Genomic DNA, 12,050 nt, shown 5'->3' on the forward strand with positions numbered 1-12,050 from the left:
AGGACGACAATGAAACGCATCTGGATCGCTCCGGCGATCACCCTGGCCCTGGCAGGTGACGCCGCCGCCCGCGAAGCGCCGGTGGGCGTGCTCTGTTGCGGCGCCAAGTACGCCATGACCTTCATGGGCGCGTCACCGGACGTGAAGGGGATCGTCTTGATCCTCTGGGCCGCCGCCCTAGGCTCCGTCGTCGTCTGGGTGCGCGCCCTGCGGCGGATCGCCAGGGCGCCCACTGATACGGCGCCGCGAACCCTTGCCTTCTTGTCCGCCTGGCGGGCCGGCGGCCCGCTGCTCGGCGCGGCCTGCGCCGCCCATGTCCTTGTCGCCTTCTTCGTCGCGGTCTACGCCTACCCGCCGGTCAGCAAGTGGCAGGAATACGCACCGGGCCTGGCCGAGGTGTCGATGGTGCTGGGGGCGGGCTTCGTAGCCGGCGCGATCGCCACTCTGACCTTCGCTCACCTCAGGGGCAGGATCGGTCGCCCAACCTAGGTGCGGGCGCCGATGCTCGCCCGTAGGGCCCTGGCGTCGTAGATGTCCGCGCCGCGCGGGCGGTCGCCCTTGCCCATCACCACCTCGATGGTCGAGGCCAGGCTGGGGCCGCCTCCGAGCGGGATCCCCTGGCTCACCCCCACGCCCACGGCGCTGCGGCGCCCGAAGCTGGCCCCGCCGACGCCCACCGACAACCGCGGACCGCGATCCGGTTGGCCCTCGAGGAAGCGGTCGGAGACCCGGAACCAGTCGTAGCCGTCGGCCAGCGCCAGGTCGGCGGCGCGCAGCAGGGCATAGTCGCTCACCTGCTCGGGCGGTGCGCCCGGGCCGCCGCGGAACGTGATGCGGTAGCGGCCTGGCTCGATCCGATACTCGGAATAGCCCACGGCGTCGCGGCCCGCGGCCGGTTGGTAGAGGGTCGGCGCGGTGGCGCAGGCGGACACCGCGAGGGCGGCGGTCGCGGCAAGGATCAGGCGGTTCATGGCGTGCGGTCCAGACTCGGAAAGGCGTGTCCCTTCCGCAGGTTGTAGCGCGAAACGGCCGAGTTGGCGCAGCCGTTCCGCTAGCCTAGCCCCAGGGTCGTGATCAGCCCCGCCAGATCCGCTGGCGGCGGCGCTTCGAGCCGCTTCGTCCCGCCGCCCGGATGCGGGAAGCTGAGCGCGGCCGCATGCAACATCAGCCGCGGCACGGCGTGACCGCCCACTACCAGCGCTCCGCCGTAGCGCGCGTCCCCGGCGATCGGCCGGCCCAGGGCCGCCAGGTGCACGCGCAACTGGTGCATGCGGCCGGTCTCAGGAGCGAGCTCCAGCAGCGCCGCGCCGGCCGCATCCTTCAGCGTCCGGTAGCGCGAGCGCGCCGCCTCGGCGTCCGGATGGTCTGGCGCGCAGACCCGCATGTAGGCCTCGCGCCCCTGCTCGTCCCGGCGCAGCGGCAGGTCGATCACCCCGCCCCTGGGCTCGGGGGGCCCGGGTGTCACGATCGCCAGGTAGGTCTTGGAGAATGCCCGTCGCATCAAGGCTTTGCCGAGAAAACCTGCCGCGGGCTTGGTCTTGGCGGTGAGGATCACGCCGGAGGTGTCGCGGTCCAGCCGGTGGATCAGCCGCGGCCGCGCCTTGCCCGGCTTGGCGAACGCCCAGAGGAGTTCGTCCAGCGTGTGGACCTGCCCGCGCCCGCCCTGGCTGGAGAGGCCGGCCGGCTTGTTCAGCGCCAGGACCTTGGCATCCTCGTACAACACGAGGCCGCGGACAAAGACTGTCTCCTCGGCGGAGAGCTGGACGGGCGCGAGCGGCTTCACCCGCGATGTCTAGCGGAGCACGCCCCGCTTCGTCATCGCCCAAGAGAACCCGATGAGCGCAACGCAGATCGCAATGATGATCACCGGGAACACGATGTCGCCGCCGCCGGGGTTCATCAGCAGGTAGCCGAGGTTCCCGATCGCGCCCAGCACCGACACGGCGAAAGCGTGGAACGCCCACCGCGAGCGCAGCACCAGCAGGATCGAGCCCAGCACCGAGCCCCACACCCCGATGGCCCAAACCGCGTGCATCCAGCTCGGGTAGGCCGTGAGGTAGGCGATCTGAGCGTCGGTCATTCGCATCTGCCTGAAGTAGGCATCACCCTGCAGGTGGCTCATCGTGTAGTCGTAGCCGCCGAAGGCGTTCCACAGCAGTGCGATCACCGCCACCACCCAGAACCACCACGGCGCGGCTGCGCGGGTCTCCGCCGTCTCGCTCATATCAACGTCCCTCCCAAGACTGCAGTGCAGCCTAGGCCGACGGGTTCGGGAGAACAACGTCCGACGAACTAGCCGCCCTTCCCCTTGCGCAAAGCCGCCCAGCGCTCCAGTCGCTCCTTGATTCGCGCCTCGGACCCCTCCCCGCGCGGCTTGTAGAACTGGCGCCGCTCCATCTCGTCGGGGAAGTAGTCCTGGCCGGAGAAGCCCTCCGGCGCGTCGTGGTCGTACTGGTAGCCCTTGCCGTAGCCGAGGTCCTTCATCAGCTTGGTCGGGGCGTTGCGGATGTGGGCCGGCGGCATCAGCGAGCCGGTTTCCTTGGCCGCCTTCATGGCCGCGCCGAAGGCCATATAGACCGCGTTGGACTTGGGCGCCGCGGCCAGGTGGACGGTGAGTTGCGCCAGCGCGATCTCGCCCTCCGGCGACCCCAGGAAGTCGTAGGTGTCCTTCGCGGCATTGGCGAGCACGAGGCTCATCGGGTCGGCCTCGCCGATGTCCTCGGCCGCCGCGCGGATCAGACGGCGCGCGATGAACAGCGGGTCCTCGCCGCCGGTCAGCATGCGCGCCAGCCAGTAGAGCGCGGCATCGGGGTCGGAGCCCCGGATCGACTTATGCAGGGCGGAGATGAGGTTGTAGTGCTCCTCGCGGTCCTTGTCGTAGGCCGGACTGCGTTTCTGCAGCACCTGGCCCAGCGCCTTGGTGTCGAGCGGCTTGGCCGTCCCGATGTTGAACAGCGTCTCGGCCAGCGTCAGCAGGTAGCGGCCGTCGCCGTCGGCCATGGCCAGGAGGGCGTTGCGAGCTTCCGGCTCCAGCGGCAGCGGGCGACCCTCATGGTCCTCCGCCTTGGCGAGCAGGGTCTGCAGCGCCTCCTCGTCCAGGCGCTTCAGCACATAGACTTGGCAGCGCGACAGCAGCGCCCCGTTCAGCTCGAACGACGGGTTCTCGGTGGTGGCGCCCACCAGGGTGACGATCCCCTCCTCCACAAACGGCAGGAAGCCGTCCTGCTGGGCGCGGTTGAAGCGATGGATCTCGTCGACGAACAACAGGGTGGCCTGTCCGGCGGCGCGGCGCACGCGAGCGCCCTCAAAGGCCTTCTTCAGGTCCGCGACCCCCGAGAACACCGCCGACAGCTGCTGGAACTCGTAGCCCGCCGCCTTGGCCAGCAGGCGCGCGATGGTCGTCTTGCCGGTGCCGGGCGGCCCCCAGAGGATCATCGACGAGAGCCGCCGGGCCTCCGCCATCCGCCCGATCGGGCCCTGCGGTCCCAGGAGGTGATCCTGGCCCACCACCTCGGAGAGCGTCTGCGGCCGCAGCCGGTCGGCCAGCGGAGACGGTTGTTGCGGCGTCAGGCCCGCAGCTTCGAAGAGGTCCGCCATGGGTTCGGGCTTAGCACGGATTTCCGCCTACCTCCTGCGCGAAGCCGGGGGCGGCGCGAGGCAAATCTCTGTCTGGATCCCGATGGCGTCCAGGAAATCGCGGTCGTGGCTGACCACCAGGAGCGCGCCGTCGTAGCCGGCGAGGGCGTCCTCCACCGCGGCGATCGAGTCCAGGTCCAGGTGGTTGGTCGGCTCATCCAGGATCAGCAGCTGGGGCGGGCGGTCGCCCAGCAGCACACAGGCCAGCGCGGCGCGCAGGCGCTCGCCGCCGCTTAGCGACGCCACCGGTTTCTCCGCCATGGCGCCGCGGAACAGGAACCGGGCAAGGGCGGCTCGGGCGGCGTTCTCGCTCGACGCCGGGTTCAGACGACGGAAGGTGGCGACCAGGCTCGCGTCGTCGCCGAGCAGCGCGGTCTGTTGGTCGAGGAAGGCAGCCGGCGCTCCGCGGATGATCCGGCCGGAGGACGGCTCGAGCTCGCCGGCCGCGAGCCGGATGAGCGTGGTCTTGCCGCTGCCGTTGGGCCCGGAGACGGCGACGCGTTCCGGCCCGACGATCCGCAGCGACTGGCGGCTGAGGACCGGGGGCAGGCCCGGGTAGCCGAAGTCCACGTCCTCAAACACCAGCACGGTCTTGCCTGCCGCGAGGCCGGAGGGAGGCAGGTCGAACGCGAGGCGGCGAACCCGCTCCACGCGGGACTCCGCGCCGGCCAGGGCTTCGGCCGCCTCGGCCTTCTGGCGATCCGCAAGCCGTTGGCCGCGGCCACCGCTCGCCTCGGCGCGCTCGGCCTTGAAGTCGAGCGCGATCTTCGGTGCGTCGCCCTTGGCGCGGGCCCGCTTGCCGGCGGCGTCGCGGCGAGCCTTGCGTTCGGCCGCGACCTGGGCCTCGCGGGCCACGCGGGCGGCCTCCTTCTCGGCGTCGGCGACCCCGCGGGCGGCGGCGGCCTCCGCGTCGGCCTTGCGTTCGGCATAAAGGTCATACCCGCCGCCGTAGACCTGGGCGCCGAGACCAGACAGCTCCACGATCCGGTCCATGCGCCGCAGCAGGGCGCGGTCGTGGCTGATCACGATCGCGCCGCCCTTCCAGCGACCGAGGACCTGCACGACCAACTCGCGCGCGGCGGCGTCGAGGTTGTTGGTCGGCTCGTCGAGGATCAGCAGGTCCGGCTCGGCCGCCACCAGGCCCGCGAGACTCGCTCGGGTCACCTGCCCGCCGCTCAGGCTCGACGCCGGGCGGTCGAGGTCCAGGCTCGCCAGGTCCACGTCGGCCAGCGCCGCCGCCAGCCGCGCCTCAAGGCTCCAGTCGGCCTCGGCGAGGTCGTCTTCCGTTCCGTCCCCCGCCTCGATGCGCCGGAGCCGCGCCAGGGCCGGCGCGACCCCCAGGAGGTCCGCGACGCTGGCCCCCGGCGGCGGGATCAGCGTCTGACGCAGCACGCCCAGGCGGCCGCGCACGCTCACGCGGCCGGCGGACGGCGCGAGACCACCCAGGATCACCCGGACAAGGGTCGACTTACCGGCCCCGTTACGCCCGACGAGGCCGGTGCGTTCGGGCCCGAATGCAAGCGTCAGGTTGTCGAAGAGGCTCTTGCCGTCAGGGGTGACGTAGCTGAGCCCATCGAGCGTGATGAGGGAGGACTTGGGGAGCGAAGACATGGGCCATCTCGGGGGCGTGGACAGGTCGGGTGGTCGGGTTGTCCAGCGCGCGCCGCATAGCCGTGCTCCTTCAGGCTGAGGCGCGGTATCTAGTCGGCGAACAGCGCCTGCGCAACATGGCGGCCGTCGGGAGGATCGGCGAATGGCGGGAGCCGGGGATGCATGCGGCATACGGCAGGCTTCGGCGCCCTGGTCGGCCGCCCCGACGCGCGCCTTGACGCATCTGTGAACGGCGGGACTGGGCAACCATTGCCAAGGGCGCGGGTTCTGGCGTGCGGTTACATGCTGGAGAACGACCGTGCGCCGCCCGCCGATCCTGGTCCCCGTCCTCAGCCTCGCCGAACTGGCGGCGGCTCCTTCCGACGCCCTGGCCCAGACGTTCCCGGCCTCCGCGGCGGTTGCAGCGAGCGTGCAGACGCTGAGGCCGGCCGCGGCCGCCTTCACCCTCGACCGCGATGCGGCGGCCCTGTGGCGCACGCCCGCACCACGGTCGGCGCCGCGCAGCACGGCTCATTCCAGGACCCTGAAGCTGCCGCCCCGCCTCGCGATAGCGGACGGCGAGGTTCCCGAAGTGGACATCCGAGCCAAGGCCGACTGGTCTGACGACCAGGGCCTGCGCGCCAGCCCCACCAAGGTCTCGTTCAAGCGCCGTTTCTGATCCGCCGGCCCCCAGTCCGCTCCAACAGCGTCGCTGGCGACTGACACCCTGCTGACACCACGGTGTCAGCAGGCCTCGCGCGCATGATGACGCAGCACCTTTGTTCGCTATCCGTTCCTGTGTTATCCCCGAGTCCCGTCACCTACATTAGGCGGTCTCGCGGAAGGGCCCTTTCGTGGGCCTTCCGCGTTTCCGGGACAGCATGGCCGAGCAGCAGAACTTCATCCGCGTGCGGGGCGCGCGCGAGCACAATCTGAAGGATGTCAGCGTCGACATCCCACGCGGCGAGCTCGTGGTGCTGACCGGGCTGTCCGGCTCGGGCAAGAGCTCGCTGGCCTTCGACACGATCTACGCCGAGGGCCAGCGCCGCTACGTGGAGAGCCTCTCGGCCTACGCGCGCCAGTTCCTGGAGCTGATGAGCAAGCCGGATGTGGACCTCATCGAGGGCCTCTCGCCGGCCATCTCCATCGAGCAGAAGACCACCAGCCGCAATCCGCGCTCCACCGTGGGGACCGTGACCGAGATCCACGACTACATGCGCCTCCTGTGGGCGCGGGTGGGCGTGCCCTACTCCCCGGCCACTGGCCTGCCGATCGAGAGCCAGACGGTCTCGATGATGGTCGATAAGCTGAGCGCCCTGCCGGACGGCACGCGGCTCAACCTGCTGGCCCCGGTCGTGCGCGGCCGCAAGGGGGAGTACCGCAAGGAATTCGCCGAGTGGCAGAAGGCCGGCTTCCAGCGGGTGAAGGTCAATGGCGAGCTGTTCCTGATCGAGGACGCGCCGGTCCTCGACAAGAAGTTCAAGCACGACATCGACATCGTCGTGGATCGGATCGTCACCAAGGCCGGCCAGGAGACTCGCTACGCCGACTCGATCGAGACCGCGCTGAAGCTGGCCGACGGTATCGCAGTGGCTGAATGGGCCGACCTCGCGGAGGGCGAGACCGAGCCGAAACGCCTCCTGTTCTCCGAGAAGTTCGCCTGCCCGGTCTCCGGCTTCACGATCAGCGAGATCGAACCCCGGCTGTTCTCGTTCAACAATCCGTACGGCGCCTGCCCGGTGTGCGACGGCCTGGGCGCCAAGCTCGCCTTCGACGCCGACATGGTGGTCCCGGACAAGGACAAGTCGCTGCACAAGGGCGCGATCTCGCCCTGGGCCAAGGGCCCCTCGCCGCTCTACACCCAGACCCTGCAGGCGCTCTCGCGGCACTACGACTTCTCGATGGACGAGCCCTTCTGGAAGCTGCCGGAGGCGGCCCGCAATGTGGTCCTCTACGGTTCCGGGACCGAGAAGATCCGCTTCATCTACGATGACAACGCGCGGAAGTACGAGGTCAACAAGACCTTCGAAGGCGTGCTGCCGAACCTGGAGCGCCGCTGGCGCGAGACCGACTCCTCATGGGTGCGCGAGGAGCTGGGGCGCTACCAGTCCGAGACGCCCTGCACGGCCTGCGACGGCTATCGGCTGAAGCCCGAGAGCCTGGCCGTGAAGATCGCTGGCCAGCACATCGGCCAGGCGTCGCGGCTGCCGATCAAGGCCGCCAAGGACTGGTTCGAGAGCCTGGAGACCCAGCTCACCGACAAGCAGCTGGAAATCGGCCGGCGCATCCTGAAGGAGATCAACGACCGTCTGCGCTTCCTGGTGAACGTCGGCCTCGACTACCTGAACCTCAGCCGCAACTCCGGCACCCTTTCCGGTGGCGAGAGCCAGCGGATCCGGCTGGCCAGCCAGATCGGCTCCGGCCTCACCGGCGTGCTCTACGTGCTGGACGAGCCCTCCATCGGCCTGCACCAGCGCGACAACGCCCGCCTGCTGGTCAGCCTCAAGGGTCTGCGCGACCTCGGCAACTCTGTCCTGGTGGTCGAGCATGACGAGGAGGCGATCATGACCGCCGACTACGTCATCGACATGGGGCCGGCCGCCGGCGTGCACGGCGGCCAGGTGATCGCCCAGGGCAAGGCCGCCGACATCATGGCGGAGCCCAAGAGCATCACGGGCCAGTACCTATCCGGCGCGCGGGCCATCGAGGTGCCCCAGGATCGGCGGCCGATCTCCAAGAAGAAGGTGCTGCGCGTGGTGGGAGCCACGGGCAACAACCTGAAGAACGTCACCGCCGAGATCCCGGTGGGCACCTTCACCTGCATCACCGGCGTCAGCGGCGGGGGCAAATCCACCTTCACCATCGAGACCCTCTACAAGGCCGCCGCGCGGCGGCTGCACAACGCGTCCGACGCGCCGGCGGCCCACGAGCGGATCGAGGGGCTGGAGCACTTCGACAAGGTCATCGACATCGACCAGAGCCCGATCGGGCGAACGCCACGATCCAACCCCGCGACCTACACCGGCGCGTTCCAGCCCATCCGCGACTGGTTCTGCGGGCTGCCGGAGTCGAAGGCGCGCGGCTACGGGCCCGGGCGGTTCAGCTTCAACGTCAAGGGCGGCCGCTGCGAGGCCTGCCAGGGCGACGGGTTGATCAAGATCGAGATGCACTTCCTGCCGGACGTCTACGTCACCTGCGACGTCTGCCACGGCAAGCGCTACAACCGCGAGACCCTGGAGATCCTGTTCAAGGGCAAGAGCATATCCGACGTGCTCGACATGACCGTCGAGGAGGCCGCCGAGTTCTTCAAGGCCGTGCCGGTGCTGCGCGAGAAGATGCAGACACTGAAGCGTGTGGGCCTGGGCTACGTCCAGGTCGGCCAGTCCTCGACCACGCTGTCGGGCGGCGAAGCGCAGCGGGTTAAGCTGTCGAAAGAGCTGTCGCGCCGGGCCACCGGCAAGACCCTCTACATCCTCGACGAACCCACCACGGGCCTTCACTTCGAGGACACCAAGAAGCTCCTGGAAGTGCTCCACGAGCTGGTCGACCAGGGCAACACCGTGGTCGTCATCGAGCACAACCTCGACGTCGTGAAGACTGCCGACTGGATCGTCGACTTCGGGCCCGAGGGCGGCGACGGCGGCGGCGAGATCGTGGCGCAGGGCACGCCGGAACAGGTCGCCGACAACCCCAAGAGCTGGACCGGGCGCTATCTTCACGAGCTCCTGGAGCGGCACCGTCAGCGGGCGGGCGCGCGGCGAAAGGAACTCGCCAGCGCCTAGGTCCCGACAGTGCAACCTCGCTCGCCGGCGCGTGTTCTCCATCGCCAGCAGCAAGGAGGCGCGCGATGGGAATCTTCAGCTCGATCATGGACCGGATCTTCCACCGCAAGGCGGCGGCGCCCACCGCGGGGCCCGCGCCCACGGCAGCGCCCAGGCCGGCTGCGCCCGCGACCCGGCCGGCGGCGACCGCGGCTCCAGCAGCTCCGGTCGACGTCGAGGCCGTCCTTGAACAGATCGCCGCGGAGAAGGGCGGCGGCGGCAACTGGCGCACCTCCATCGTCGACCTCCTCAAGCTGCTGGACCTGGATTCCAGCCTCGAGGCCCGCAAGGAGCTGGCCGCCGACCTCGGCGTGAACGCCGGCCCGCACGGCAGCGCCGAGCAGAACATGGCGCTCTCCAAGGCGGTCTGGGCGGCCCTGGCCAAGAACGGCGGGAAGGTCCCGGCGACGTTGAAGGACTAGGGGAAGAGGTTCCGCTGGGGGCCCGGCGGCGGCGCTGCGGCCCCGTCGCGGATCTCGCGGTAGGCCACGGCGAAGGGGCCATAGATCATCACGATCTGCAGGATCTGCAGCAGGAACTGCATGACGATGCTGATGATCGTCGCCACCGCGGTGAGCGGGGTCAGAGCCGCGATGTCCTGCATCGCGCGCTGGCCGCCCGACAGCTCCACCAGCACCAGGCTGACGATGAAGAAGACGATCCAGACCATCACGTAGAAGATCACCGCCAGCGCAATCATCCCGAACAGCGGCCAACCGAGGCCGCGGGACAGCGCGAAACCCTCGCGGAAGGAGATCCGACGAGTGTCGAAGGTGAGCGGCGTCAGGAGGCACAGCCGCACGCCCAACCAGGCCGTGGGGACGCCCACGACCAGCGTCGCGACGAGGAAGGCCAGGCCCGGCCCCGAAGATGCGAAGGCGGTGCGGACCATCAGTCCCGCCACCACCGAAATGACGTAGAACCCCACGAAGGCCAGGTTCACCGCCGCCAGCCGCAGCTCGTCCTTGCCGAGCTTCAGATGGGCGAAGCCGTGCTCGGCGGGCCGAAGGACCAGGCGCATCACGCCTGCCGTCAGCACCGACACCAGCATTACGGTCATGAGGAGGACCACGATGAACCCGGGGCCGGACTGGTAGAGCAGCGCACTGACCGCTTCCATGTCGTCGGGCGCCAGACCGCCCTTCTGCGCGAGCGCGATGAACTGCGGCCCGAGCGTCGCCATCATCGTCAGCGTAATCAGGAGAAGGCCGCCGAAGTAGACGAAGCTCCAGGCGAACATCACGCCCGGCCATGCCCGGGTCAGTCGGAACCCGGCCATTGCGGCTTCACTGGGCGAAAAGCGGCTCATCCACGTCCCTCGGACCGACTTCGCTCGTGTTGAACGAGTCGGCAGCCCCTGAGATGCAAATTGCCCTGCTCGCGTCCCCGCGCAAGGCCCCGCTCGCGATCCTGGCCGCCAGTTGCTAGTTAGCCACGCATGTTCAAGCCCATACACGTGATCGGCGGCGGCCTGGCCGGCTCGGAAGCCGCCTGGCAGATCGCACAAGCCGGCGTCCCGGTCGTGCTGCACGAGATGCGCCCAGTGCGCGGCACCGACGCTCATCAGACCGACAAGCTGGCCGAACTGGTCTGCTCCAACTCCTTCCGCGCCGACGACTGGACCGGTAACGCCGTGGGCCTGCTCCACGCCGAGATGCGCGCGCTGGGCTCGATCATCATGTCGGCCGGCGACGCGCACCAGGTCCCGGCCGGCGGGGCGCTGGCGGTGGACCGCGAGGGGTTCGCCGAGGCCGTGACGGCGCGCCTCGAGGCCCACCCGCTGGTCACGATCGCCCGCGAGGAGGTCGCCGGCCTGCCCCCGGCCGCGTGGGATAGCGTGATCATCGCCACGGGCCCCCTCACCTCGCCGGCGCTTGCGGAGGCCATCCTGGGGCTGACCGGCGAGGATGCGCTGTCGTTCTTCGACGCCATCGCCCCGATCGTGAACTTCGACTCCATCGACATGGACGTGGCCTGGCGACAGTCGCGCTACGATAAGGAAGGCCCGGGCGGCGACGCGGCGGCCTACATCAACTGCCCGATGGACCGTGACCAGTACGAGGCGTTCATCGACGCCCTCCTGGCCGGACCCAAGTCCGAGTTCAAGGACTGGGAGCACGTGCCCTACTTCGACGGCTGCCTGCCGATCGAGGTGATGGCCGAGCGGGGCCGCGAAACCCTGCGCCACGGGCCGATGAAGCCGGTCGGCCTCACCAACCCACGCGATCCGATGGTGAAGGCCCACGCCATCGTCCAGCTGCGGCAGGACAACGCCCTGGGCACTTTGTGGAACATGGTCGGCTTCCAGACCAAGCTGAAGCACGGCGCGCAGAGCGAGATCTTCCGGATGATCCCGGGGCTGGAGAAGGCAGTGTTCGCCCGACTGGGCGGCCTGCACCGCAACACCTTCATCAACTCGCCGCGCCTGCTGGACGGAACGCTGCGGCTGAAGGCCGACCCGCGCCTGCGCTTCGCGGGCCAGGTCACCGGCGTCGAGGGCTACGTGGAAAGCGCTGCGGTGGGCCTGCTGGCCGGGCGCTTCGCCGCCGCCGAGCGGCTGGGACGGTCGATCGCGGCGCCGCCGGCCACCACCGCGATGGGCGCCCTGGTGGGCCACATCACCGGCGGGCACCTGGAGGGCGGCAAAGGCTCGTTCCAGCCGATGAACATCAACTACGGCCTCATGCCGCCGATCGAGCCGCCGAAGCGCGACGCTGAGGGTCGCCGCCTGGGGTCGAAGGAGAAGTCGAAGCTGAAGAAGCGCGCGATGGGCGATCGAGCGCTTGCAGACCTGGCGACGTGGGTCGATGGACCGCCTGCGTTGGCGGCGGAGTAGCTAGACCTTCCCTCGGGCAACCGCCCAGGTCATGCGAAGCTGTTTCTCCAGCAGGCCAGGCCTGCGCCCCATCGCGTAGAGCGGTGCGAGCGTCGCATGGACCACGGCCGGAAAAGCGGCAGTGCTGATATCTCGGCGTTCCACTGTGCGCGCCTCCGCGAGGCCCA

General features: G+C 69.6%; 11 protein-coding genes. 5 read left to right on the forward strand and 6 right to left on the reverse strand.

The annotated features are described in order from the left end of the window. Nucleotides 1-9: 9 nt before the first annotated feature. The gene (locus tag QZV94_RS04935) at nucleotides 10-489 is read left to right on the forward strand and encodes a hypothetical protein (protein ID WP_293676694.1); all 480 of its coding nucleotides are present in this window, start codon (nucleotides 10-12) and stop codon (nucleotides 487-489) included. On the opposite strand, the gene QZV94_RS04940 is transcribed toward QZV94_RS04935, so the two are convergent. The 5 genes from QZV94_RS04940 to QZV94_RS04960 all read right to left on the reverse strand — a co-directional run bounded on the left by QZV94_RS04940 (nucleotide 486) and on the right by QZV94_RS04960 (nucleotide 5,247). Continuing rightward, nucleotides 486-971, reverse strand: coding sequence for a hypothetical protein (locus tag QZV94_RS04940; RefSeq protein ID WP_293676695.1), 486 nt, complete (start codon nucleotides 969-971; stop codon nucleotides 486-488). The two genes, QZV94_RS04935 and QZV94_RS04940, sit on opposite strands and share 4 nt — an antisense overlap. An 80-nt stretch (nucleotides 972-1,051) precedes the next feature. Beyond that, nucleotides 1,052-1,783: an RluA family pseudouridine synthase gene (locus QZV94_RS04945; RefSeq protein ID WP_293676696.1), complete on the reverse strand. Its 732-nt coding sequence runs from the start codon at nucleotides 1,781-1,783 to the stop codon at nucleotides 1,052-1,054. Nucleotides 1,784-1,792: 9 nt separating this feature from the next. Further along, nucleotides 1,793-2,224 (reverse strand): hypothetical protein, encoded by a 432-nt coding sequence (locus QZV94_RS04950; protein WP_293676697.1) that lies wholly within the window; start codon nucleotides 2,222-2,224, stop codon nucleotides 1,793-1,795. A 68-nt stretch (nucleotides 2,225-2,292) separates the two neighbouring features. Next, nucleotides 2,293-3,597 carry a replication-associated recombination protein A gene (locus QZV94_RS04955; protein ID WP_293676698.1) on the reverse strand — a complete coding sequence of 435 codons (1,305 nt, stop codon included), beginning with the start codon at nucleotides 3,595-3,597 and terminating at the stop codon, nucleotides 2,293-2,295. 27 nt (nucleotides 3,598-3,624) lie between these two features. Then, nucleotides 3,625-5,247, reverse strand: coding sequence for an ABC-F family ATP-binding cassette domain-containing protein (locus tag QZV94_RS04960; protein WP_293676699.1), 1,623 nt, complete (start codon nucleotides 5,245-5,247; stop codon nucleotides 3,625-3,627). A 298-nt stretch (nucleotides 5,248-5,545) separates the two neighbouring features. Between QZV94_RS04960 and QZV94_RS04965 the strand changes: the two genes are divergently transcribed. From QZV94_RS04965 to QZV94_RS04975, 3 genes are all read left to right on the forward strand, one after another. Continuing rightward, the gene (locus QZV94_RS04965; protein ID WP_293676700.1) at nucleotides 5,546-5,905 is read left to right on the forward strand and encodes a hypothetical protein; all 360 of its coding nucleotides are present in this window, start codon (nucleotides 5,546-5,548) and stop codon (nucleotides 5,903-5,905) included. 202 nt (nucleotides 5,906-6,107) lie between these two features. Next, nucleotides 6,108-9,008 carry an excinuclease ABC subunit UvrA gene (uvrA, locus tag QZV94_RS04970; RefSeq protein WP_293676705.1) on the forward strand — a complete coding sequence of 967 codons (2,901 nt, stop codon included), beginning with the start codon at nucleotides 6,108-6,110 and terminating at the stop codon, nucleotides 9,006-9,008. 65 nt (nucleotides 9,009-9,073) lie between these two features. After that, nucleotides 9,074-9,469 carry a DUF3597 family protein gene (locus tag QZV94_RS04975; RefSeq protein WP_293676701.1) on the forward strand — a complete coding sequence of 132 codons (396 nt, stop codon included), beginning with the start codon at nucleotides 9,074-9,076 and terminating at the stop codon, nucleotides 9,467-9,469. Here QZV94_RS04975 and QZV94_RS04980 read toward each other — a convergent pair. After that, nucleotides 9,466-10,356: a hypothetical protein gene (locus tag QZV94_RS04980; protein WP_293676702.1), complete on the reverse strand. Its 891-nt coding sequence runs from the start codon at nucleotides 10,354-10,356 to the stop codon at nucleotides 9,466-9,468. The two genes, QZV94_RS04975 and QZV94_RS04980, sit on opposite strands and share 4 nt — an antisense overlap. A 129-nt stretch (nucleotides 10,357-10,485) precedes the next feature. Between QZV94_RS04980 and trmFO the strand changes: the two genes are divergently transcribed. Next, on the forward strand, nucleotides 10,486-11,883 hold the full coding sequence (gene trmFO / locus QZV94_RS04985) for a methylenetetrahydrofolate--tRNA-(uracil(54)-C(5))-methyltransferase (FADH(2)-oxidizing) TrmFO (RefSeq protein WP_293676703.1): 1,398 nt from the start codon (nucleotides 10,486-10,488) through the stop codon (nucleotides 11,881-11,883). Nucleotides 11,884-12,050: the final 167 nt, after the last annotated feature.

The organism is uncultured Phenylobacterium sp. (assembly GCF_902826855.1).
Lineage (GTDB): Bacteria > Pseudomonadota > Alphaproteobacteria > Caulobacterales > Caulobacteraceae > Phenylobacterium.

Coding starts and splice junctions, on each gene's coding strand:
- QZV94_RS04940 (WP_293676695.1), bottom strand. CDS start 971: ATGAACCGCCTGATCCTTGCCGCGACCGCCGCCCTCGCGGTGTCCGCC.
- QZV94_RS04955 (WP_293676698.1), bottom strand. CDS start 3,597: ATGGCGGACCTCTTCGAAGCTGCGGGCCTGACGCCGCAACAACCGTCT.
- QZV94_RS04980 (WP_293676702.1), bottom strand. CDS start 10,356: ATGAGCCGCTTTTCGCCCAGTGAAGCCGCAATGGCCGGGTTCCGACTG.
- QZV94_RS04950 (WP_293676697.1), bottom strand. CDS start 2,224: ATGAGCGAGACGGCGGAGACCCGCGCAGCCGCGCCGTGGTGGTTCTGG.
- trmFO (WP_293676703.1), top strand. CDS start 10,486: ATGTTCAAGCCCATACACGTGATCGGCGGCGGCCTGGCCGGCTCGGAA.
- QZV94_RS04935 (WP_293676694.1), top strand. CDS start 10: ATGAAACGCATCTGGATCGCTCCGGCGATCACCCTGGCCCTGGCAGGT.
- QZV94_RS04960 (WP_293676699.1), bottom strand. CDS start 5,247: ATGTCTTCGCTCCCCAAGTCCTCCCTCATCACGCTCGATGGGCTCAGC.
- QZV94_RS04975 (WP_293676701.1), top strand. CDS start 9,074: ATGGGAATCTTCAGCTCGATCATGGACCGGATCTTCCACCGCAAGGCG.
- uvrA (WP_293676705.1), top strand. CDS start 6,108: ATGGCCGAGCAGCAGAACTTCATCCGCGTGCGGGGCGCGCGCGAGCAC.